The following is a 23137-nucleotide window of genomic DNA, read 5'->3' as shown; positions in this document are numbered from 1 at the left end:
GAAGGAGCGGCGGGGCGCGCCGGACCCCGAGCCGCCACCCCACGGTGGTGTGTCCCTCAACTCCTCAGGTGCGAAGCGCCGTTGAGGTCCAGCACCGCGCCCGACGACCACTGCGCCTCGGGCGAGGCCAGCCACAGGACGGCCGCCGCGATCTCCTCCGCGCTCGCCACCCGGCCGAACGGGCTCTGCGCCCGGATCGCCTCGCCCTCCGCCCCGGCCAGCCGGCCGGCCACCCGTTCGGTGTCGAAGAAGCCCGGCGCGACGGAGGCGACACCGATGCCGTACGGCGCGAGCGAGACCGCCAGCGACTGACCCAGCGCGTGCACCGCCGACTTCGTGGCGCCGTACGCGGGATGGTCCGGCTCGCCGCGGAACGCGCCGCGCGAACCGATGTTGACGATCCGGCCGCCCATGCCGCGGTCGATCATGGACCGTGCCGCGCGATGGCTGAGCAGCGCCGTGCCGAGCACGTTCACCGACAGATGGCGCTGCCACGCCGCCGCCCAGTCCTCGTAGGAGGTGGTGGCGAGCGGATGACGCTCGTTCACCGCCGCGTTGTTCACGAGCACGTCGATGCCGCCCAGCGCCTCCCGTGCCGCGTCGGCGATCCGTGCCGCGCCCTCGGGGTCCGACAGGTCACCGCCCAGCAGTACGTGGCCGGTGCCGTCGAGCGAGTCCAGCGTGTCGCGCGCGTCCTGTTCGCGGGTGCCGTAGTGGACGGCGACACGGTCGCCGTTGGCGGCGAATGCGCGGGAGACGGCGCGGCCCAGACCTCGGGAGGCACCGGTGACCAGGACCCGGCGGCCGGTCTGCGGGAGGTTCATGAGGCGGGCCTTTCGGACGAGGGGCGGGGGAGGGGACGCGGACGGGTGCCGGCGGGAGTGGACGCGGGCGCCGGGCGCGGACCGTCAGCCGCCCACGCCGTTGTACGCCCGTACCGCCGACGTGCCGATCCGGCCGTACCAGCCCGACGCGTCGGCCGCGAGCCCGTCGATGATGCCAGGCAGCGACCAGGTGCGCCGCACCGCGCCGTCGGTGAGCCGCAGCGCGGTGCAGACCTCGCCGCAGGCCGCGTAGACCGTGCCGCCCGTGACGACCGGCGGGACCTTCGCGATCCCCGTCAGCCGCCGCGTCCAACGGGGCTCGCCCGTCCGGGGATCGACGGCCTGGAGGGTGTCCGCCTTCGACCAGTGCAGCACCAGACCACCCGCCGTGACCGGGCCGCGCACCCCGCCCGTCCGCCGGGGCCAGCTCGTCTCGACGCCGAGGGTGGCAAGCGGCGGCCAGAGGGGCTTCGCGCTGTCCGGATCGAAGCCGTGCAGCGAGCCCGCCGTGGCCAGCAGGCCGGTACCACCCGCCGCCCCGACGGCCGTGGCGCCAGGAGTCACCGCGTAGCTGTCCGCCGCGACGGCGACGCGCTCCCCGTTCCGTGCGCCGACCAGGTGCAGCTCGCCCAGGGTGGTGAGCAGCGCGAAGTTCCCCGCGTCCGGCAGCGCGCCGGCGGCGAGCAGTTGGTCACCGCCGTCCTTCAGCCCCTCGTACGACCACAGCGTCCCGGCCGACGCACCGTCGACACCGAGCACCTGCCCCCCGAGGGCGGTGGCCAGCAGCATCGTGTCGCCGAGCACCGTCGGCGGCTGCGTTCCGGGGCGCTCCTGTTCCCAACGGCTCGCCCCGGTGCGCAGATCGACGGCCCGCAGCTCCTTGGTGTCCGTGTCGTCCTGGTACGCCGTGATCAGTGTCCCGCCGACGACGCTGATCCAGCGAAGTGGCGACGACGAGAAGGGGTCGGCCTTCCCGAGTGCCTTGCCCGAGCCGAGACCGACGAGGGGCAGTCCGACATCGGGCGCCACCAGGATCCCCTCCGCCACGCCCCACACACCGGGCGCGCCGTCCGTGGCCGTCAGCTCCCAGCGCCGGGCTCCGTCGGAAGCGGCGCAGGCGCGGACGTAGCCGTCGACGCCGCTCGTGAGCGGTCCGTGCAGCAGGACGGTGCCACCGGACAGCTGGAAGGCGTCGACACCACCGGGCTCCGAGGTGAGACTCCAGCGGAGCGCGCCCGGCTTCGCCGACCCCTTCCTGAGGTCCAACTGGGCGCCGTCCGAGCTGTTGACGGTGCCGCCCGGCCCCGGATCTCCCCAGCCGCGCACGACGGAGACGCCGAACAGCCCGGCCAGGGTGGCGCCGCCGGCCACCAGCGCTCCCCGGCGGGCCAGTCCGCGACGCCGCTCGGCGCGCTCCGCACGCTCGGCGCGGCCCGGACCGGCGGCGGGGGCGACACGTGGCTCGTCGGGACGCGGCGCCGGGACCGTCGCCGCCGTCACCTCCTTCGTGGGAACCACCGCCGTACGCTCGCGCGGCCGGTCCTCCTCGTCGCCGCTGATCAGGCTCCGCAGCGGCTCCTCACGCCACCACAACGCCGCCCCGGGATCGGCCGTCCGCTCCAGCACCGCGCCCACCGAAGGCCGCCGGGCGGGCTCTTTTTCGAGACAGCCGGCGACCAGTCCGCGTATCCGGGCGGGCACGTCGTCCAGGTCGGGCTCCTCGTGCACGGCCCGGTAGAGCAGGATCGCCGCCGTCCCGTCCCCGAAGGGGTTACGGCCGGTGGCGGCGAAGGCGAGGACCGCGCCCAGCGCGAACACGTCGGCCGCCGCCGTCACCGGTCCGCTGTCCGTGATCTGTTCGGGCGCGATGAATCCGGGCGTACCGATGATGTCGCCCGCCCGCGTCATCCCGTGGTCGCCGAGCGCACGCGCGATCCCGAAGTCGATGACGCGCGGGCCCTGCGCCGTGACCAGGACGTTGGACGGCTTGAGGTCGCGGTGGACGAGTCCCGCGCCGTGAATGCTCGTCAGCGCCTCCGCCAGCGCGGCGCCCAGGGAGCGTACGACCGGAACCTCCAGCGGTCCGGCGGCGGCGACCGCGCCCCGCAGCGTGACCCCCGGCAGATAGGCGGTGGCCAGCCACGGCACCGGCGAGGCGGGATCGGCGTCGAGGACCGCCGCCGTGTGCGCCCCCGTCACGGCGCGCGCGGCGGCGGCCTCGCGCCGGAACCGCTCGCGGAACTGCGGTTCGGCCGCGAGGTGCGCGTGGACGGTCTTCACCGCGACCAGCCGGCCCCCCGTCGTACGGCCCAGATACACCCGGCCCATGCCACCGGCGCCGAGCCGGCCGAGCAGCCGCACGGAGCCGAGGGTCGCGGGGTCTCCGGGCAGCAGCGGGTCGGTCATGACGGCTCCGGGGCGGTGTAGGTGGAAAGGGTGCCTCTGGCCGACACATGAACGAGACCGGGACCGGCCGCGCCCTCGCCGCCGGCCCCGACGACGACGGACTCCGCGTCGCCGGTCTCGGCCGCCCACACGAGTGCGCCCGTCGCCGCGTTCCGCGCGTGCACATCCCACGTGGGGCGGCCGTCGGTGGTTTCCTCGTCCTCCGGCGCCCTCCCCAGGCCGTAGACGAGCCCGCCCGACACCACGGGCGAACCCCGGTCCGTCGGCCAGCCGATGTCCTTCAGGCTCCAGCGGGTACGGCCGGTCTCCGCGTCGAGGGCCTTCAGCGTTCCGTACGTGGCGGTGTGCACGAGCCCGGCGACGGGCTCGGGTGTGATCGTGGCGTCCGCCTCCTCCTCGGACAGGGCGCGGCTCCACCGCGTGCGGCGGGTCGCGAGGTCGACGGAGCGGAGCCGGCCGTCCGTCGCGTAGCAGCGGACCCCCCGGGAGCCGGGATGTGCTTCCAAGTACCGCGATCCGCCCGGTATCTCGCGTTCGAGCGTGCCGTCGGCGACGCGCAGGACGGTGAGAGGTTCACCCTCCTCGCCCTCGTCGGAGAGCGAGGAGCGCGCCGACGCCACCGCGATCCGGCCGCCCGCCTGGTGAAGACCCACCACCTCCGCCTCCCCGCCCTGGTGGAACCAGAGGGGCTCTCCGGTGCGCGGGTGGTAGCCGTGGGCGCGCCAGGGGCGATTGCCCCCGGTGCGGCGCTGCCACTGGGTGCTGTACCCCGTGTGGGTGACCAGGCAGACGAGGTCTGCGGAGACGGAGAACGCGGCCCGGTCGCCGTCCGCCGGTGCGCCCGGCCGGCGCAGCTCCAGAGGGCGCCGGGGGTTGTGCCGTACGTCGCCCGTGCTCCATTTCTCGACGCCGGTCTCCGCGTCCAGGGCGACGATCTCCGACGAGAAGAGGCCGGTCACCCGCAGTACCTGGACGAGTCTCTGTCCGGGCGCGGCGTCGGTGACGTCCTCGGCCGGATAGGTCCAGCCGACGGCTCCGGTCCGGGCGTCGAGGCGGATCAGCCCTTCCTCGCCCATCAGATAGAGGGCGTCGCCGTGCCGGACGTGTGAGGCCTTGCCGATGTCGCGGGTCCACAGGGCGCGGCCGAGCGTGTACGAGGGCGGTGAGTGAGGCCCGGCGTCCTCGCCGTCACCGCCGGTGAGTGAGGTGAGCCAGGCGACGCCGCCGATCGCGGAGCCGCCGGCGAGGGCCGCGCCGCCCCACCGCAGGAAGCCTCTTCGGGACGCGCCCCGGCTCACGGCGGCGTCGGCGCCCGGTGCGACCTCCGTACGCGGGGAGCGGCCGACAACCGCGGCGCCCGGCGTGCCCGGTCCGCCATCCGGTCCGCCCTGCGATTCGCCATCCGGTCCGCCCCGCGATTCGCGCCCCGGCCCGTCGGCCGATTCACCCGCCGGGCCAGCCGGCCCGGCCGCCGTCGTCTCCGGCGCGTCCGCGACCAGCGCGGTCACCTCGTCCTCGCGCCGCCGGATCAGACCGGCCACCGCCTCGCGCTCCCACCACGGATCGCCCTCGGCCCACGCCGCGCACGCGGTCAGCATCCCGGCCACGGTGGGCCGGTCGCCGGGCTCCCGGCTCAAACAGCTCCCGAGCAGGTCCCGCCACCCCCTGGCGCCCTCCCGCGCTCCCGGTATCTCCTCCAGACCGCCGAGATCCGCCGAGCCGTGCATGGTCCGGTACAGCACCTGGTGCACCGCCCCGGTGCCGAACGGCGGACGGCCGGTGGCCGCGTACGCCAGCAGTGCCCCGAGCGCGAACACGTCGACGGCCGGGCCCGGTTCGCCCGCACCGGTCAGCAGTTCGGGCGCGATGAAGCCGGGGGAGCCGACGATCTCACCGCTGTCGGTCAGGCTCTCCTCGGCGGAGGTCCGCGCGATCCCGAAGTCGATGACCATCGGACCGTCGCGCGTCACGACGATGTTCGACGGCTTGAGGTCGCGGTGCACGAGCCCGGCGGCATGCACGGCGGCGATCGCCTCGGCGAGCGCCGCTCCGAGCGCGGCGAGTTCGCCGGACGCGAGCGGTCCGAGCGCCGAGACCGCCCCGGTGAGGGTGGGCCCCGTGCAGAACTCGGTGGCCAGCCACGGGCGCGGGGCCCCCGGATCGGCGTCGAGCACGGCGGCCGTGAAGGGCCCGGCCACCGAGCGGGCGGCGGCGGCCTCCCGCCGGAACCGCTCCCGGAACTGCGGATCGGCCGCCAGATGCTCGTGCACCGTCTTCACGGCCACCAGCCGCCCGGAGGCCGCCCTGCCGAGATGGACCCGGCCCATGCCGCCCTCACCGAGCAGAGCGACCAACCGGTACCCACCGAGCTGTTCCACCACGGTTCCCCCTCCGGACCCACCGGCCGTGCGCGGCCGATCACTGCGACGCACTCAGAGCATCCCAAGGTTGCGGCGGCCACCCGATACCGGCCGGGAAACCCGTCCGTACACAGTCCCGCCCCGTCCCGCGCACCGCTTCTGCGTACTTGCGTTAAAACCCGTGGCGGCCCATGGGCCGCTCTCCTAAAGTCATATTCGTCCAGGTGCGAAGGCGGGACCTACTTCCACTTTTAATGGGGCGGTCGCAGGTTCGAGTCCTGTCATCGGCTTTCGAGCCGATGTAGCTCAGTTGGCAGAGCACCTTTGTCGGTTCCGCCGGCCTTGATCTCTGGACTTTTCATCGAATTCGGGGGAATTCCCATGGCACGTTTCAACTCGCGTCTTTCCGTGGTTCGCGGCACGTCGCCCGTGCGGTCGACCGGCCGTACCACCCGCACGCATGAGGGCGGCACCGGACATCTCCGCGACGCCAAGTCCGAGCTGTTCCTGCTCGCCGTCGCCAACTTCGTCTCCCAGCAGACCTTTTACGAGTCCGGGGACGACCGCGACAACCGCTTCCTGACCCTCGTGCGCGAGCTGGCCGTCGAGGACGCGCGGTGGACGGCCGGTCTCCTGGGCTGGCTGCGCCGCGACGGGAACATGCGGACCGCCGCACTCGTCGGCGCCGCCGAATACGTGAAGGCACGTCTCGAAGCAGGCGTCAGCACGGGTCCATCGAACCGTCAGGTCGTCGATTCCGTACTGCTGCGTTCCGACGAGCCCGGTGAATTGCTCGGCTACTGGACGTCCCGTTATGGACGCCGTATTCCCAAGCCCGTCAAGCGTGGCACCGCCGACGCCGTGAAGCGGCTCTACAGCGGTAAGTCGCTGCTCAAGTACGACACCGCGTCCAAGGGTTACCGATTCGGGGACATCCTCAATCTCGTGCACGCGTCGCCCGACCCGGCGAAGCCGTGGCAGGGCGAGCTGTTCCGTTACGCCCTGGACCGCCGGCACCACCCGGACACCGCCGTTCCGCCCGCGTCGAACCGCACCCTCACCGCGCACCGGGCGCTCATGGAGCTGCCCGTCGCCGAGCGGCGCGCCGTGGTCACGGCTCCCGGCGCCGCCGAGCGGCTGGCCGAGGCGGGCATGACGTGGGAGATGCTGGCGGGCTGGCTCCAGGGGCCCATGGACGCGGCGGCGTGGGAGGCCGTCATCCCGTCCATGGGGCCGATGGCGCTGCTGCGCAACCTGCGGAACTTCGACGAGGCCGGGGTGAGCGACGAGGTCGCCGCGCGGGTCGCCGCGGAGCTGTCGGACCCGGCGGTGGTCGCCCGGTCCCGGCAGTTCCCGTTCCGCTGTCTCGCGGCGTACCAGCACGCGCCGTCGCTGCGCTGGTCCTACCCGCTGGAGCGCGCGCTCGGCCACTCGCTGGCCAATGTGCCCGCGCTGCCGGGTCGGACGCTGATCCTGGTCGACCGCTCGGGCTCGATGTGGTCGCCGCTGTCGGACCGTTCCCGGCTCAACCGGGCGGACGCCGCGGCGATCTTCGGGACGGCGGTGGCGATGCGCGCCTTTGACGCGGACCTGGTCGAGTTCGGTTCGAGCAGCGGCAAGGTGAGGTCCCGCCGGGGCGAGTCCGTGCTGAAGGTCCTGGAGCGCTTCGGTGATCTGGGTGGCACGGACACGTCGCGGGCGGTGCGGGCGCACTACCGCGGTCATGACCGGGTGCTGATCGTCACGGACGAGCAGGCGACGTATCACCACCACGGCGACCCGACCGAGCGGGTCCCGGAGCGCGTTCCCGTCTACACCTGGAATCTGGCGGGATACCGGGCCGGCCACGGTCCCGCGGGGACGCCGCACCGGCACACTTTCGGTGGTCTCTCCGACGCCGCGTTCCGTATGGTTCCGCTGCTGGAGGCGGGTCGCGACGCTCACTGGCCGTGGGCGGCCCGACCGTCGGACGGTGCCTGACGAGGGTCGTGGGGTCGCTGGGGAACGAGTGATCCCGCGGCCCGTCGGCGGTCGGGCATGGCGCGTCGGGGGCCGTTGGGCGCATACTCCAGGTAATGACAAAGTCAGCCGGTTCCCGGCGCCACCTGCCGTCCAGTCCCTTCAACCGCCAAGGCCCGGCCTCACCTCCGCCCGAGCACTTCGACGTGGGAGACCGTGTCTCCCATGATCAGTTCGGGTTGGGCAGAGTCATCGGAGTCGAGGGCGAGAACGCCGTGCTCATCGATTTCTCGGGCCGCCAGGGTCGGATCCTGAGCCCCTTCTCCAAACTGACCAAGCTCTGAAGACCCGGGCCTCCGGGCCGCCGCGATCCACGTGACCGCGGCGGCCCGTAAAGGCGTGTCCGGATCCGAAGGCGGATCCGGACCGGCGCTTACAGGGCCTTGGCCGCGGGCTTGACCATGCCGCGGACCGTGCGGGACTTCACGAACTCGCCGACGGCCGTCATCTCCCACTCGCCGGAGAACTGGCGGATCAGCTTCGCCATGATCACGCCGGTCTGCGGTTCGGCTCCCGTGAGGTCGAAGCGGACGAGCTCTTCGCCGGTCCGCGCGTCGAGCAGCCGGCAGTAGGCCTTCGCGACCTCGTTGAACTTCTGGCCGGTGAACGAGTTGACCGTGAAGACCAGGCCGGTGGCCTCGGCCGGCAGCCGTCCGAGGTCGACCACGATCGTCTCGTCGTCCCCGGCGCCCTCACCGGTGAGGTTGTCGCCGGAGTGCTTGATCGAGCCGCCCAGGATGGCCAGCTTGCCGAAGTAGCAGCTGTCCAGGTGGTTGCGGTTCGGCCCGTAGGCGATCACGGAGGCGTCGAGGTCGATGTCCTTGCCGCGGAAGGCGGGCTCCCAGCCGAGACCCATCTTGACCTGGGTCAGCAGCGGGGCACCGCCCTTGACGAGCGACACCGTCTGGTTCTTCTGGAGGTTGACGCGGCCCTTGTCCAGGTTGATCTTCCCGGCGCCCTGCGGGGGCGCCGGGGGAGCGGACGGCGGGACGGGCGCGGCGGGCGCGACCGGGGGCGCCGCGACACGGGGATCGGCGATCGTGGGGGTCGGCGCCGGGGGCGGGACGGGCGCGGCGGGCGGCACCGGCGCGGCCGGGGCCACGGGCGCCTGCGGGGCGGCGGCCGGAGCCGCGGGCTCCTCGACGGAGACGCCGAAGTCGGTGGCGATGCCCGACAGCCCGTTCGCGTATCCCTGGCCGACCGCGCGGACCTTCCAGGCGCCGTTGCGCAGATAGACCTCCACGACCACCAGGGCGGTCTCCGAACCCAGATTCGGCGGCGTGAAGGTGGCGAGCGCGGCACCGTCGTCGGCGTTGCGGACGGTCGCTGTGGGCTCGATGCCCTGGAAGCTCTGTCCCGCCGCGTCAGGGCTGGCCGTGACGACGATCTTCTCGATACCGGCGGGGACGGCGGAGGTGTCGACCACGATCGCGTCCGGGGCCGTACCGCCGCCGGACCGGTAGGTCACACCGGGGCCGGCCGGCTGGTTGTAGAAGATGAAGTCGTCGTCGGAGCGCACCTTGCCGTCGGCGGTGAGCAGCAGGCCCGATACGTCGAGCCGCACCGGTGCGGCGACGTCCACCGCCACGCGGGTGGCGGAGAGAGGGATGTTCGAGCCGGGGGTCATAGCTGTCATGCCAGGCGTAACGAACGACCCCTCTTTGCCGTTCCCTTACTCTTGCCCCCCTCGCCCGTACGGGTCATCACGGATCGGCCGACGGGGCGGGTCAGTACGGCCACTGCGGCGGGTCGGTGCAGAAGTGGCCGCCCAGATGGGCGTGGTCGGGATCCTGCGGGTCCAGTTCGCCCTGTTCGGCGACGAGTTTGTCCGCGTACTGCTCGGAGTCGTCCCGGGGCTCGTACCCGAGCCCGCGGGCCGTCGAAAGGTCCCACCACAGACGGGTGTTGGCGGACGAGCCGTAGACCACGGTGTGCCCGACGTCCTCGGCCGTGAGTGCGGCGTGGAAGAGCCGCGCGCCGTCGCCGGGGCTCATCCAGACCGAGAGCATCCGTACGGAGGTCGGCTCCATGAAGCAGGACCCGATCCGTACGGAGACGGTCTCCAGCCCGTGCCGGTCCCAGTAGAGCTGCGCCAGGTCCTCGCCGAAGCACTTGGACAGGCCGTAGAAGGTGTCGGGGCGGTGCGGGGTCCCGATCGGGATCAGCGCCTGCGAGTCGAGCGGGAAGGAGCCGCGCGGCCGCGGCGTGAAGCCGACGGCGTGGTTGCTGGAGGCGAAGACCATCCGCACGGCACCCTCCTCGCGCGCGGCCTCGTAGAGGTTGTACGTCCCTTCGATGTTGGCACGCAGGATCTTGTCGAACGACGCCTCCAGCGAGATGCCGGCGAGGTGGATGACGGCGTCGACGCCCTGGACGGCCTCGCGCAGGGCGTGCCTGTCGCCCAGGTCCGCCGTGATCGCGTCCGGCTCGCCTTCTATGGGAGTGGCGTCGAAGAGCCGGAGTTCGTACCCGTAGGCGGGCAGCAGGCCCCGCATCAGGGTGCCGAGGCCGCCTGCTGCGCCGGTGAGCAGAACGGTTCGCGGTCGGGGCATGGGCCAATTCTCCTCGGACGTACTCAACCGGACTCAGATCCATGGATTGAATTCATATCCATGGACACGCTAAGGAGCCTCTCAGTCACCGTCAAGTGTCGGGCGGAGGCGGGGAATCCGCTCCTGGGTTGCGGTTTTCCGTCTTGACCGGCGCCGCACGGCTGCCCTAGCGTGGCGCTGTTCAGAAACGTGGACGCCGATCAGAATTGTGCACGAGTATGTGTGCTCGCCGCACGCCCAGGGAGCGCCAGTGACCTCAGCCCCGCTCGCCGCCCGCCTCAACACAGTCGCCGGACCGCTGTTCTTCCCCGTCACGGCTTACGGTCCGGACGGCGCCCTCGATCTCGACGCGTTCCGCGCCCACATCAGAAGCGGCGTCGACGCGGGAGCCGCCGCGGTCTTCGCCTGCTGCGGCACCGGCGAGTTCCACGCACTGACTCCGCAGGAGTTCGGAGACTGCGTGCGGGCCGCCGTGGAGGAGACCGCGGGAGCGGTCCCCGTCGTGGCCGCCGCCGGTTACGGTACGGCAATCGCCGTCGGATACGCGGAGATCGCCGAGGCCGCGGGCGCCGACGGACTGCTCGCGATGCCGCCCTACCTGGTGGTCGCCGACCAGGAGGGACTGCTGCGCCACTACACGGCGCTGGCCGCCGCGACCGGCCTGGAGACCATCGTCTACCAGCGGGACAACGCGATCTTCACCCCCGAGACCGTCGTCAGGCTCGCCCGGACCGACGGCGTCATCGGCCTCAAGGACGGCCACGGCGACCTCGACCTGATGCAGCGCGTCCTCAGCGCCGTACGCACCGAGGAGCCCGGCCGGGACTTCCTCTACTTCAACGGCCTGCCGACCGCCGAACTCACCGGCCTCGCCTACCGGGGCATCGGCATCACCCTCTACTCCTCCGCCGCGTTCGCCTTCGCGCCCGAGGTCGCCCTCGCCTTCCACCGCGCCCTCACCTCCGGCGACGACACAACCGTGAACAGGCTCATCGACGGCTTCTACCGGCCGCTGGTCGAACTGCGCTCCAAAGGAAGCGGATACGCCGTCTCGCTCGTCAAGGCGGGCGTCAGACTGCGCGGTCACGACGTCGGCGAGGTACGCACACCCCTGAGCGAACCGCAGCCCGCGCACATCAAGGAACTCACCGAGATCATCGAACGCGGCTACGCGCTGATCGGCGACGGGGACAACGACGGAGAAGCCGCCGGTGCCGGCGCCGGCACCGGAGAGCAGGGGGAGCGCGCGTGAAAACCTCCGCGTTCCTCTACCCCTGGGACGTCGTGGGCGACCCCGACGCCCCCGCCCGCGTCGTGGACCTCGGTGTCCGGCAGGTGTCCCTCGCCTCCGCCTACCACTCAGCGCGCGCCCTCACCCCCCGTCACCCGCGCCACCGCGTCGTCACGGCCGAACACGCCGCCGTGCTCTACCCGGTGGACGAGGAGCGCTGGGCCGACGCCGAACTGCGCCCGTACGCCTCCGGTGACTGGGCCCCCGGCGACGCCTACGGCGAGGCCGCCTCCGCGCTCGCCGACGCCGGACTCGACGTGCACACCTGGGTCGTCCTCGCGCACAACTCCCGCCTCGGCGCGGAGAATCCCGGCTCCTGTGTGGTGAACGCCTACGGCGACCGCTACCCCTGGGCCCCGTGCGTCGCCCGCCCCGCCGTCCGTACCTATGCCGTGTCGCTCGCGGCGGAGGCGGCCGCACGGCCCGGCGCGGGCGGCACCGAGCTGGAATCCCTCGGCTGGTACGGGCTCGCGCATCTGCACGCACACGACAAGATCGGCGGCGTCCCGCTCGACGAGGCCGCGCAGTACCTGATGTCGCTCTGCTTCTGCTCCGTCTGCCGCGCCGGTTACCGGTCGCTGGGCCTGGACGCCGACGAACTGAACGCCGCCGTCAGACGCGCCCTGGCACCCGTCTGGAGCGGCACCCGGGGCACCGGCGGTCTCCCGGGATGGCCGGCCGTCGAGAAGCTGCTCGGAGCGGATCTCGCGGCCGCCACCCTCGACTGGCGCCTGCTGACGGCCCGTACGCTCCAGGAGGACACGGTCGCCGCCGTGCGCGCGGCGGCGGAACCCGGCTTCCAGGTACTGCTCCACGCCGACCCCCATTCCCACCGCACCGGGGCCAACGCCGGGGTCGACCCCGCGCACGTCATGGGCGTCGCCGACGGGGTCGTCCTGCCGTGCACCGGTGGCGCGGCGGAGGCGATGCTCACACCGTTCGCCGCCCACCGCCGCGAAGCCACCGTCCTCGCCGCGAACTTCACCGTCGTCAAGGGCATGGGCGGCAGCCCGGACACCCTCGCCGACGACGCGGCGCACGCGCGCTCGCTCGGCGCGAGCGAACTGCGGCTGTACCACGCGGGCCTGGCCTCGGACGCGGACCTGGCCGCCGTCACGGCCGCGCTCTCAGGTCTCGGCTGAGGCCCGTCGCGGCAGACCTCCGTAGAAGGTGAGGCCGGCCGCCGTCAGCAGCCCGATCACCGCGGTGACCGGCAGCAGCACCGTGATGTCGACGAACGCGATCAGTCCCGCGCCGAGCGCGAGGGACACCGCGTTCGGCACGTAGATCAGGGTGTTGGCGGTGGCCGCCGCCCGCCCCAGCACGGCGTCCGGCGTCTCGCGCTGCACCGCCGTCAGCGCCACGATCAGCACGCACGGCAGCCCGACCCCGACCGCCACCGCGCTCGCCAGCACCACCGCGTCGTACGGAAGCGCCCGCAGCCCCACGGCGGCGGCGAAGAGCGCGATGCCACCGGCCGCGAACACCCGCTCCGGCATCCTGCGCATCAGCGGGCCCGCCAGCAGCCCGACGGCGACCGAGCCCGCGCCCTGGAGCGCGTAGAGCAGCCCCACGTACGTAGGAGCGTGCCCGAGGCCCTTGTCGACCACCGCGTAGACGGCGGCGCCGTTGAGCCCCGCGAGCAGCATCGTGACCGACCCCGCCAGGACGAGCGGACGAAGGACGGGCGAGTCCCGCAGCACCCGGCCGCCCTCCGCCGTACGGGAGAGCCAACCGCCGGTGCGGTCCGGCACGGGCCTGTCCTCCCGCACCCGCATCAGCGCGAAGAGGCCGGCCGCCAGCACGAACGTGGCGGTGTCCAGCATGGCGACCGTGCCGCCGCCGTACGCCGCGTACAGCCCGGCCCCCGCGAGCGGCGCGAGGAGCTTCATGCCCTCGTTCGCCGTCATCCGCAGCCCGTTGAAGTCACCCAGCAGCCGCTTGTCCATCGCCGTGGCGACCAGGGCCGCCTCGGCGGCGTCCTGCACGACACCGCTGACGCCGTACACGGACAGCACGGCGAACAGGATCCAGATCCGGTCCGCCGAGTCGACCAGGAGGAGCAGGGGCAGCAGCGCGGCCATGACGAGATTGCAGAACACCAGCAGCGGTCTGCGCCGCCACCGGTCGGCGATCGTCCCCAGCAGCGGACCCACCAGCGTCGGCGCCCACATCGCGAAGACCGTCAGGGCCGCCAGACTGTCCGAGCCGGTGAGCGACTTGACCCAGATCCCGCCGACCAGCCACATGGCCGACGTGCCGAATCCGGACACGACCACGCCGGACAGATACAGCCCGGCGTTACGGTCCCGGAGGACCGTGCCCACAGCCCACTTCTTCCCCGTCCCCATGGGTACATCCTGGCACGGGGTCACGGAGGGACACAGGGGCCGTTCCCCGCCGCCGGAGCGGTCAGCCGCCGGACCCGGTCGGCGCAGCGCCGCCTCCATCGTCTCTTTGGCGATCGGCGCCGCCAGACCGTCGCCGGTGGAGGAGTCCTTCGCGTACGAGGTGAACCAGGCGTACGGCATGCGGCTGTTGTTCACACCGTGCTGGGCCGTCCCCGTCTTGCCGCCGACCTCGGCGGGTTGGCGAGCGCCGAGGAGACCATCGCCATCCGGAGCGGCGTGATTCGTCACCTCGGGCTGATGAAGCCCGATTCGTACGCCGCGATCACCGCCTGTGTACGGTCCCTGGCGCCGGTCTTCGCGAGCACCGCCGCCACGTGCGACTTCACCGTCGCCGGGCCGACGTCGAGCTTCCCCGCGATCTCCGCGTTCGTCAGGCCGGTGGCCATCAGCCGCAGCACGTCCGCCTCACGGTCGGTGAGCCGGCTCGCCCAGCGCGGCGCCGGGGGGTGCCTGCGGGCGTACTCGGCCGCGAGACCCCGCAGCGCGGCCGGGTAGAGCAGCGAGTCGCTCCGCGCCACGAGCCGCACCGCGCGTACGAGATCCTCCGCCGCCGCCCGCTTGAGCAGGAACCCGGAGGCGCCGACGCGCAGCGCCTCGTACACATAGCTGTCGTTCTCGAAGGTCGTGACCACGACGACACGCGGCAGCGGGGCGGATGCCGGGGCCGGTGACCCGAGGATCTGCTCGGTCGCCCGGATGCCGTCGATCTCCGGCATCCGGACGTCCATCAGCACGACGTCGGGGCGTACCGCGCGCACCACGGACACCGCCTCGGCGCCGGTCGTCGCCTCGCCGACGACCGTCATGTCCGGCTCGGCCTCCAGGATGACGCGCAGGGCGGTGCGGACCATCCGCTCGTCGTCGGCGAGCACCACCGTGATGCCGGTCGTGTCCGGGTTCACCGGGCACCTCCTTCGGAGGCCAGCGGCAGGGTGACCGCCAGTCGCCACGACTGCCCGTGACGACCGGCCTCGGCGTGCCCGCCGAGCAGCGTGGCCCGCTCGGTGACACCGCGCAGCCCGCGTCCGCCTCCGGGCCGTACGACAGAGGGCACCACCGGCCCGGCGGCAGGTCGTGTGCCCGGCAGCGGATTGTCCATCGTGATCTCCAGCATCTCCTCGCTCAGGGCGATCCGGAGGGTGACGGGCGAAGCCCCGCCGTGCCGAAGGGCGTTGCTCAGCCCTTCCTGGACGATGCGGTACGCCTCCCGCGACACCCGCTCCGGCACCGCCGTCATCCCGCCGTCGACGGTCGGCGCGACACGCACACCGCAGTGGGCCAGCAGCCCCTCCAGCGCGTCGAGCGTCGGCCCCGACGGGGCGCCCACCGCCGCTTCCTCGTCCGTCCCCGGCTCGTCGTCCCGGCGCAACAGGCCCAGCACGGAGTCCAGTTCACCCACGGTGCGCCGGGTCGTCTCCTCGATCGCGGTCAGCGCCTCCCGCACGAACTCCATGTCCCCGGGGTCGTCGCTGTCCAGGATCCGCCGCGCCGCGCCCGCCTGGAGGGTCACCGCGCTCAGCGCGTGGCCGACCGAGTCGTGCAGCTCGCGGGCCAGCCTGTTGCGTACGGCGAGATCCGCCGCCCGCCGTTCGGCGGCGGCCAGCCGGTCCGACGGTGTGGGGCCGAGCAGGACGGGCGCCAGCCGGGCCAGCAGCGCCCCCGCCACCGCCGCGCACGCGGCCAGCGCCACGAGTGAAAGGATCCCGCCGAGCGGCGCGAGGGTCAGAGCCAGGTCGTGCCTGAAGACCCGGGGCATCCCGAGCCGGTTCTCCCGCAGCGCCGGCGACAGCGGCAGCACCAGCAGCGCCACCGCGAACGGCGGCAGCGCCAGCGACATACCGCTGATGATCCCGCCGAGGCCCACGTGCAGCGTGAACCAGCCGGCCGTACGCACCCTGGCCGCCCGCGAGCGCGCGGGACCGTCGGCCAGCCAACCCTCCGGAAGTCCGCACATGGCCCGTGCGGCGGCCACCGACAGCGGCCGTGCGAGCGGGAACAGCGCGCTCGCGGCGGCGATCGGCAGCGCGGCCGCGAACGCGCCGAACTGGAGCGCGAGGGAGCCCGAGAACACGGTGTCGGAACCGGCGAGCGGACCGACGATCACGGTGCCCAGCAGCCAGTACGGCATCAACAGGGCGCCGCCGAGGATCAGATGTGTCCAGCGCAGCCGCGCCCCGCCGCCGACGAGCGGGCGCAGGAGTGGCACGGCCGACCGCCGGAGCCGGGCTGTCATGCGGCGCGTCGCCGCAGGACGGAGACGACACCGCTGAGCAGCAGGAACCCGGCGACCATCGACACAGCGTAGGTCAGCACCAACGTGGGCGTGTGCGGGTCCGCCCCGTCGGTGGGCATGAGCGACGCCAGCAGCAGCCAGCCGCCCCAGCAGCCGAGCACCCCCGACCCGGCCCAGGCGCCGGCCACCGCGGCCTTCAGGGGCGGCCGGCCGGCCCGGCGGAACGCGAGCATCAGCGTGGCCGTCACGGCGAGGACGGCGAAGCCGGCGCTGACGCCTTCGAGGACCTGGAAGTCGTTCGTACGGCCGGCGATCCGCTCCGCCCCGAGCCCGGTGGTCGAACCGCCGGCCCACAGCAGGTGCATCGCGCCGGGGAAGAGCGCGAGGAGCGAACCGGCCACGGCCGCCGCCCGCGCCGACCCCCTCCGCCGGCCGGATGCCTGCCCCGGCCCCGCGGCCCCCGGGTCCCCGGCCGCCGCCGTACCGCCGAGTGGGCCCCGCCAGAGGTGCCCCCACCGCCGGTGCGCGTACCGAACGAAGAGCGCGCCCAGGGCGAGGCCCTGAACGATGAATCCGCCGTAGACGACGGCGAAGACCCATTCGTGAAGGAACGGCTCGTCGGCCCCGGCCGACGGGGAGCCGGAACCGCTGAACGCGGTGACCGCCAGCTGGAGCGGATAGCCGGTCATGATCGGCGCGAGCAGCCCCGTGGCGACCCACATCGGCAGGGCGAGCAGCCAGGCGGGGACCCGCCGCCCCCACGGCTGGGTGAGCAGCAGGGCGAGGACCACCACGGCGGCGTCGAGGGCGACGGACAGGCCGTTGCCGATGGCCATCGCGATCCGGTCGTCCAGCAGCGTGCTGCCGTCCGGAATCCCGACCCGGCTGCCGGCGATCCACAGGACCTTGAGCGTGATGTACGGCAGGCACGAGGCGATCGCGACGGCGCGCACCGCCCGTACGCCACGGCCGGGCGGTGGCACCGGTGCCGGAGCGGGGGTTCGTACCCAGGAGGCGGTGGATGTCTGCGTCATGCCACCCACGCTCCCGGCCCGGGGCCCACCGCACCTCCTGCGCCCTGACGATCCCCCTCCGCCGTGCGGCGGAGACCCGGGGGACCCGCCGGAGGGACGACGCGCTGGATCAGAGCCTGCGCGTGGCCAGCGTCAGCCGGTCCCGGGCGTCGAACAGAGCGTCCTTGATCATCTGTTCGTGCGCCGGGGTGAGCCGCGCCACCGGCACCGAGCAGCTGATCGCGTCGCGCGCCGGGGTCCGGTACGGGATCGCGATGCCGAAGCAGCGCAGCCCGAGGGTGTTCTCCTCACGGTCCACGGCATACCCCTGCTCGCGGATCGTGTTCAGTTCCCCGATGAGCTGCTCACGGTCGGTGATCGTGTGCTCGGTCAGCGGGGCCATCGTCTCCGGCAGCATCTTGCGCACCTGCTCGTCGCTGTGCGTCGCGAGCAGCGCCTTGCCGAGCGAGGTGGAGTGCGCGGGCAGCCGGCGGCCGACCCGCGTGAAGGGGCGCAGATAGTGCTGCGACTGGCGGGTGGCGAGATAGACGACGTTCGTACCGTCGAGCCGCGCCAGGTGGATCGTCTCCGTCGTGTCGTCGGAGAGCCGGTCCAGCGTGGGCCGGGCGGCGGCCACCACCTCGTCACCGTCGATGTACGACGTGCCGACCAGCAGTGCCCGTACGCCGATGCCGTACCGCGTGCCCGTCGCGTCGGTCTCCACCCAGCCCAGCTCGACCAGGGTCCGCAGCAGCATGTAGAGACTGGACTTGGGATAGCCGACGGCCTCCTGCACCGCGGCGAGCGAGTGCATGCCCGGGCGCCCGGCGAAGTACTCCAGCAATTCCACCGTCCGCACAGCGGACTTGACCTGTGCTCCACCCGTTTCCGCAGCCGACATTGTCCCTCGCCCCTATCTTGACCACTCTTGACCACACAGAACGCACGGAAATAGAGTCCCCTTGGATTCATCATCAGGAACTTTGTTCAGAATACCGAACAGCGCCTCGGTGATGACAGCGGACGGCACAGGAATTGGAAGGAAGCCGCGGTGGCAGCAGCACCAGTCTGGAGTGTCGACCCCCGAACCGGGAAGCCGCGTGAGCAGGTCGCGGTCGAGGCCACGGCCGAGGAGGTCGACCGCGAAGTACGTCGCGCGTACGCCGCCCGGCCCGCGCTCGCCGACCGTACCGCGCGTGCGGCGCTTCTGCGTACGGCGGCGGACATCCTCGACGAGTCCGGCGCGTACGTGATCGAGGCGGCGGACGCCGAGACCGCCCTGGGGCCGGTCCGGCTCACCGGGGAACTCGCCCGTACGACGGCCCAGTTGAGGGCCTTCGCCGATGTCGTGGACGAGGGCGCCTTCCTCGACGTACGCATCGACCACGCCGACGCCGACCGGACGCCGCCCTGGCCCGACCTGCGGCGCTACAAGGTGCCGCTCGGTGTCGTCGCCGTCTACTCGGCGAGCAACTTCCCCTTCGCCTTCTCCGTCCCCGGCGGCGACACCGCGAGCGCGCTCGCCGCGGGCTGCCCCGTCGTCGTCAAGGTGCACCCCGACCATCCCGCCACCTCCGAGATCTGCGCCTCGGCGCTGCGCAGGGCGGCGGAGCGGGTCGGGCTGCCCGAGGACGTCGTGGTCCTGGTGCACGGCTTCGAGGCCGGTGTGGAGCTGGTGAAGCACCCGCTGGTCGCCGGCGCCGGGTTCACCGGCTCCGTACGGGGCGGACGCGCCCTCTTCGACGCGGCGGCGGCCCGGCCCACACCGATCCCCTTCCACGGCGAACTGGGCTCGCTCAACCCCGTCGTGATCACCGAGGCCGCGGCGGCGGAACGCCCGGAGGGACTCGGTGCCGGACTGGCCGGCTCCATGACCCTCGGCGAGGGCCAGTTCTGCACCAAGCCCGGCTTCGTACTCGTCCCGGCCGGCGACGCGGGCGACAGCCTCCTCAAGGCGCTGACGACGGCCGTCAGCGAGACCGAGCCCGGCGTGATGCTCGACCACCGGATGCGCGACGCCTTCGTGGCGGGCGTACGGGAACGGGCCGAACTGCCCGACGTGGAGGCCCCGATCACGCCGGGACCCGGCGGTGACCACACCGTCAGCGCGGGATATCTGACCGTCCCCGCGCGCCGGCTCGCCGCCGAGGGACCGCACGACCTCCTTCTGGAGGAGTGCTTCGGCCCCGTGACGGTCGTCGCCCGCTACGGTTCCGACGCGGAGATCGGCGCCGTCCTGTCCCGTCTCCCCGGCAACCTCACCGCCGCCCTGCACCTCGCGGAGGGCGAGGCCGAGGACGCCGGTTCCGGCGCCGCGCGGCTGCTCGCCGACCTGACGCCGCTCGCGGGCCGCGTCCTCGTCAACGGCTGGCCCACCGGCGTCGCCGTCGCCCCCGCGCAGCAGCACGGCGGCCCGTACCCGGCGTCGACCTCCACGTCGACATCGGTCGGCGCCACCGCGATCGAGCGCTGGCTGCGCCCCGTCACCTACCAGTCCACGCCCGCCGCGCTGCTCCCGGAGGAGCTGCGTGACGACAACCCGGCGGGGCTGCCGCGCCGGGTCGACGGCCGCGCGGAGCAGGCCGCCTCGTAAAGAAGACCGCTTCGTGAGCAGCGCCGTCCCGTAAACCGCACCGCCCCGCGCGGCACCGGGAACATGCCCGCCCCGTCCGGTAAATCATTTGCCGGACGGGGCGGGTTTTGCTGTACTCCCCGACGTCTACCGAGCCGTCCCGCCGGCCGGCCCGCGAGTCCACCGAACACCTCAGGAGCCGTCATGCGCCGAGCGTCCAAGTCCATCCAGAAGAAGGAAATCTCCTCCTACTCAAGGGACCTGACGCTTGGTGACCACGCTCAACCTCGGCATTCTGGCCCACGTCGACGCCGGTAAGACCAGCCTGACCGAGCGGCTGCTGCACGCCGCCGGAGTCATCGACGAGATCGGCCGCGTCGACGACGGCAACACCCAGACCGACTCCCTGGCGCTCGAACGTCAACGCGGCATCACCATCAAGTCCGCCGTCGTGTCGTTCGCCATCGACGACGTCACCGTCAATCTCATCGACACACCAGGACACCCGGACTTCATCGCCGAGGTGGAGCGAGTGCTCAGCGTCCTCGACGGCGCCGTGCTCGTCGTCTCCGCCGTCGAGGGAGTCCAGGCGCAGACGCGCGTCCTGATGCGCACGCTGCGCCGGCTGCGCATTCCCACGCTCGTCTTCGTCAACAAGATCGACCGGGTCGGCGCCCGCCGTCCCCCGCGAGGGTTCCGACAAGGGCGCCCTGCACGCCGCGCTCACCCAGCTCGCCGAGCAGGACCCGCTGATCAATCCGCGGCAGGACGAGATCCGGCAGGAGATCTCCGTGTCGCTCTACGGCGAAGTGCAGAAGGAGGTCATCCAGGCGACGCTCGCCGACGAGTACGGCGTGGACGTCACCTTCCGCGAGACCACCACCATCTGCGTCGAACGGCTCGCGGGCACGGGCGGCGCCGCCGAGGTCATGGGCAAGGAGCCCAATCCGTTCCTCGCGACCGTCGGACTGCGGGTCGAACCGGCCCCGCACCGGCTACGCGCCGCGCCAGAGCCACGCCCACGGCACCTTCGACAAGAGCATGTCGAGCACGGGCGGTGACTTCCGCCTGCTGACGCCGCTGGTGCTGATGGAGGCGCTGAAGCGCGCGGGCACGGTCGTGTGCGAACCGATGAACCACTTCCGCCTCGACGTACCGGCCGACACCTTCGGCGCCGTCCTGCCCGCGCTGGCCCGGCTGCGCGCCGTACTGCACACCCCGTCGGCGCGCGGGGCGTCCTACGTGGTGGAGGGCGAGATCCCGGCGGCCGAGGTACACGCCCTCGAACAGCTCCTGCCGACGCTCACCAGCGGCGAGGGCGTCCTGGAGGCGGCGTTCGACCACCACCGCCCGGTCCGGGGCACGCCCCCGACCCGCTCCCGCACCGACCACGACCCGCTCAACCGCAAGGAGTACCTGCTCAGCGTGGTACGCCGGGTCTCGGCGGGGGCGCGGTGAGCGTACGAGGTCACATGATGTCCGGTACGGGCCGTGCCTCCCGCCCCTGCGGGGGGAATGGCACGCGCCGTCCGGCGGTTGCGGTAGAGGCGGAGGGAGGCTCCGCACGACCCTGCCTGGAGAGAAGCAGACACATGCGTGTGGAGATCTGGAGCGACATCGCCTGCCCGTGGTGCTACATCGGCAAGGCCCGGTTCGAGAAGGGGCTCGAATCCTTCGCGCGCCGGGCCGACGTCGAGGTGGTGCACCGTTCCTTCGAGCTCGACCCCGGGCACGCGAAGGGTGACGTCGCCCCGGTGGTCGACATGCTCGCCGCCAAGTTCGGCCGGTCGCGGCAGGAAGCCCTCGCCATGGAGGAGCAGGTCGCCTCGCACGCGCGCTCCGAAGGGCTCGGCTACCGCGTCGGCGACCGGGACCACGGCAGCACCTTCGACATCCACCGGCTGCTCCACCTGGCCAAGGCGCGCGGCCGGCAGGACGAGCTGCTGAGCCTCGTCTACCGTGCGAACTTCGCCGAGGAGCGCTCGGTCTACGACACCGGGACACTGGTCGACCTGGCGGTGGAGGCCGGTCTGGACGAGGCCGAGACGCGTGCGGTCCTCGGTGACGCCGACGCGTACGCCGAAGAGGTACGGGCCGACGAACGGGAAGCGGCGGAACTCGGCGCGACCGGGGTGCCCTTCTTCGTCCTCGACCGCCGCTACGGCGTCTCCGGCGGCCAGCCGGCCGAGGTCTTCACCCAGGCCCTGGAGCAGGCGTGGCAGAACCGGGCGATCACGCCCCTCGTGGGAGTCACGGAGGACGGACAGGGCGCCGCCTGCGACACCGACGGCTCCTGCGAGATTCCGCAGGCCGGCGCCCGTTCATAAGGATCGCTTGGGTGTACCCGTAAGACATGCGCGATTGACCAGGACAGACGCGGGTCCCAGGGTGAGGGCATGGACACTTTGGGTGGCGCCGAGTTCGCGCCGGAGACGACGTATCTGAACACCTCGACCTGCGGTCTGCTGCCGCGCCGGGCCGTCGAAGCGGTGCGGGCGCTGGCCCTGAGCAGCGGGACCGGGCAGCCGGACGGAGCGGGCGACTTCGACGTGGTCGAGGCCGCCCGCGCCTCGTTCGCCCGGCTCGTCCGGGTCCCCGCCGACCGGGTCGCCGTCGGCACGGCCGTCGCCGTCCACGTGGGACTGATCGCCGCCTCCCTGCCGCCGGGCAGTGAAGTCCTGCTGCCCGAAGGCGAGTTCAGCTCCGTCGTCACCCCCTTCACCGTGCGCGGCGATCTCAAGCCGCGGTACGTGCCGCTGGAGTCGCTGGCCGCCGAGGTGCGGCCCGAGACCGCGCTGGTCGCGTTCTCCGCGGTGCAGTCGAGCGACGGACGAACGGCCGATCTCGCGGGGGTGCGGGCCGCCGCGGCGGCGCACGGCGCCCGTACGCTGCTGGACGCCACGCAGGCCGCGGGCTGGCTGCCGATCGACGCGGGGCAGTACGACTACACCGTCACCGGCGGCTACAAGTTCCTCGTCTCCCCGCGCGGGACCTCGTTCCTCACCGTCGGCGAGGAGGCGCAGGAGACTCTGGTGCCGATCCTCGCGGGCTGGGTCGCGGGCCAGGACATGTGGGCCAGTACGTACGGCCCCGTCGGGGAACTGGCCGTCTCCGCCCGGCGGTTCGACCAGCCGGTGCCCTTCCTCGCCTACCACGGCGCCGAGCGGTCCCTCCCGCTCCTCAACGACATCGGCGTCGAGAAGATCCACACCCACGACGCCGCGCTCGCCGCGCGCTTCCGGGCGGGTCTGCGCGAGATCGGTCACGAGCCGGCCGGCACCGGGCACGCGGAGGGGTCGGCGATCGTCGCCGTCGCGGGGCTCGGCGACCGGCAGGAGGCGCTGGCGCGGGCGGGGGTGGCCGTGGCGGTCCGCGCGGGCAATCTGCGCGCCGCCTTCCACCTGTACAACTCCACGGCGGACGTGGACCGCGCGCTGGACGTCCTCGCGGGCTGAC

Annotated in this window: 17 protein-coding genes and 1 pseudogene; 8 read left to right on the top strand and 10 right to left on the bottom strand. The window is 72.8% G+C overall.

The window, feature by feature from the left end; all coding sequences use genetic code 11:
- Nucleotides 1-56: 56 nt before the first annotated feature.
- The 3 genes from SSPS47_RS06790 to SSPS47_RS06780 all read right to left on the bottom strand — a co-directional run bounded on the left by SSPS47_RS06790 (nucleotide 57) and on the right by SSPS47_RS06780 (nucleotide 5611).
- Nucleotides 57-824, bottom strand: coding sequence for an SDR family oxidoreductase (locus tag SSPS47_RS06790; RefSeq protein WP_164249510.1), 768 nt, complete (start codon nucleotides 822-824; stop codon nucleotides 57-59).
- An 84-nt stretch (nucleotides 825-908) separates the two neighbouring features.
- The gene (locus SSPS47_RS06785; RefSeq protein WP_164249508.1) at nucleotides 909-3230 is read right to left on the bottom strand and encodes a serine/threonine-protein kinase; all 2322 of its coding nucleotides are present in this window, start codon (nucleotides 3228-3230) and stop codon (nucleotides 909-911) included.
- A complete protein-coding gene (locus SSPS47_RS06780) occupies nucleotides 3227-5611 on the bottom strand; it encodes a serine/threonine-protein kinase (protein WP_239064792.1) in 2385 nt (794 codons plus the stop codon). The genes SSPS47_RS06785 and SSPS47_RS06780 overlap by 4 nt, the downstream gene beginning before the upstream one ends.
- 360 nt (nucleotides 5612-5971) lie before the next feature.
- Between SSPS47_RS06780 and SSPS47_RS06775 the strand changes: the two genes are divergently transcribed.
- Both SSPS47_RS06775 and SSPS47_RS06770 read left to right on the top strand, forming a co-directional pair.
- Nucleotides 5972-7570, top strand: coding sequence for a TROVE domain-containing protein (locus SSPS47_RS06775; RefSeq protein WP_164249506.1), 1599 nt, complete (start codon nucleotides 5972-5974; stop codon nucleotides 7568-7570).
- Between the two features lie 95 nt (nucleotides 7571-7665).
- Complete coding sequence (locus SSPS47_RS06770) at nucleotides 7666-7893, top strand: hypothetical protein (RefSeq protein ID WP_037784015.1); 228 nt, start codon at nucleotides 7666-7668, stop codon at nucleotides 7891-7893.
- 89 nt (nucleotides 7894-7982) lie between these two features.
- Here SSPS47_RS06770 and SSPS47_RS06765 read toward each other — a convergent pair whose 3' ends face one another.
- Nucleotides 7983-9245, bottom strand: a complete 1263-nt coding sequence (locus SSPS47_RS06765; RefSeq protein WP_203557795.1) for a TerD family protein — start codon at nucleotides 9243-9245, stop codon at nucleotides 7983-7985.
- Between the two features lie 91 nt (nucleotides 9246-9336).
- Nucleotides 9337-10161 carry an NAD(P)-dependent oxidoreductase gene (locus SSPS47_RS06760; protein WP_164249505.1) on the bottom strand — a complete coding sequence of 275 codons (825 nt, stop codon included), beginning with the start codon at nucleotides 10159-10161 and terminating at the stop codon, nucleotides 9337-9339.
- Between the two features lie 250 nt (nucleotides 10162-10411).
- On the opposite strand from SSPS47_RS06760, the gene SSPS47_RS06755 reads away from it, so the two are divergent.
- Nucleotides 10412-11413, top strand: coding sequence for a 5-dehydro-4-deoxyglucarate dehydratase (locus tag SSPS47_RS06755; protein ID WP_164249503.1), 1002 nt, complete (start codon nucleotides 10412-10414; stop codon nucleotides 11411-11413).
- Complete coding sequence (locus SSPS47_RS06750) at nucleotides 11410-12594, top strand: hypothetical protein (RefSeq protein ID WP_164249501.1); 1185 nt, start codon at nucleotides 11410-11412, stop codon at nucleotides 12592-12594. Before SSPS47_RS06755 ends, SSPS47_RS06750 begins: the two co-directional genes overlap by 4 nt.
- Here SSPS47_RS06750 and SSPS47_RS06745 read toward each other — a convergent pair.
- The 5 genes from SSPS47_RS06745 to SSPS47_RS06725 all read right to left on the bottom strand — a co-directional run bounded on the left by SSPS47_RS06745 (nucleotide 12580) and on the right by SSPS47_RS06725 (nucleotide 18010).
- Nucleotides 12580-13803 (bottom strand): MFS transporter, encoded by a 1224-nt coding sequence (locus tag SSPS47_RS06745; protein WP_164254419.1) that lies wholly within the window; start codon nucleotides 13801-13803, stop codon nucleotides 12580-12582. The genes SSPS47_RS06750 and SSPS47_RS06745 overlap by 15 nt on opposite strands.
- Nucleotides 13804-14087: 284 nt before the next feature.
- The gene (locus SSPS47_RS06740) at nucleotides 14088-14714 is read right to left on the bottom strand and encodes a response regulator transcription factor (protein ID WP_239065226.1); all 627 of its coding nucleotides are present in this window, start codon (nucleotides 14712-14714) and stop codon (nucleotides 14088-14090) included.
- 47 nt (nucleotides 14715-14761) lie between these two features.
- Nucleotides 14762-16096 carry a histidine kinase gene (locus tag SSPS47_RS06735; RefSeq protein WP_164249499.1) on the bottom strand — a complete coding sequence of 445 codons (1335 nt, stop codon included), beginning with the start codon at nucleotides 16094-16096 and terminating at the stop codon, nucleotides 14762-14764.
- Nucleotides 16093-17130 carry a hypothetical protein gene (locus tag SSPS47_RS06730; RefSeq protein ID WP_239064791.1) on the bottom strand — a complete coding sequence of 346 codons (1038 nt, stop codon included), beginning with the start codon at nucleotides 17128-17130 and terminating at the stop codon, nucleotides 16093-16095. The genes SSPS47_RS06735 and SSPS47_RS06730 overlap by 4 nt, the downstream gene beginning before the upstream one ends.
- A 109-nt stretch (nucleotides 17131-17239) precedes the next feature.
- Nucleotides 17240-18010: an IclR family transcriptional regulator gene (locus SSPS47_RS06725; RefSeq protein ID WP_147872120.1), complete on the bottom strand. Its 771-nt coding sequence runs from the start codon at nucleotides 18008-18010 to the stop codon at nucleotides 17240-17242.
- Between the two features lie 150 nt (nucleotides 18011-18160).
- On the opposite strand from SSPS47_RS06725, the gene SSPS47_RS06720 reads away from it, so the two are divergent.
- From SSPS47_RS06720 to SSPS47_RS06705, 4 genes and pseudogenes are all read left to right on the top strand, one after another.
- Nucleotides 18161-19702, top strand: coding sequence for an aldehyde dehydrogenase (NADP(+)) (locus SSPS47_RS06720; protein WP_164249497.1), 1542 nt, complete (start codon nucleotides 18161-18163; stop codon nucleotides 19700-19702).
- Between the two features lie 250 nt (nucleotides 19703-19952).
- Nucleotides 19953-21139: pseudogene (locus SSPS47_RS06715) on the top strand (GTP-binding protein).
- 134 nt (nucleotides 21140-21273) lie between these two features.
- Complete coding sequence (locus tag SSPS47_RS06710) at nucleotides 21274-22008, top strand: DsbA family oxidoreductase (protein ID WP_164249495.1); 735 nt, start codon at nucleotides 21274-21276, stop codon at nucleotides 22006-22008.
- Between the two features lie 69 nt (nucleotides 22009-22077).
- Nucleotides 22078-23136 (top strand): aminotransferase class V-fold PLP-dependent enzyme, encoded by a 1059-nt coding sequence (locus SSPS47_RS06705; RefSeq protein ID WP_164249493.1) that lies wholly within the window; start codon nucleotides 22078-22080, stop codon nucleotides 23134-23136.
- Nucleotide 23137 lies beyond the last annotated feature (1 nt).

Source organism: Streptomyces sp. S4.7 (genome assembly GCF_010384365.1).
Lineage (GTDB): Bacteria > Actinomycetota > Actinomycetes > Streptomycetales > Streptomycetaceae > Streptomyces.
Note: the sequence above shows the minus strand (reverse complement) of the source record. Positions and strands in the feature narration are given on the sequence as shown.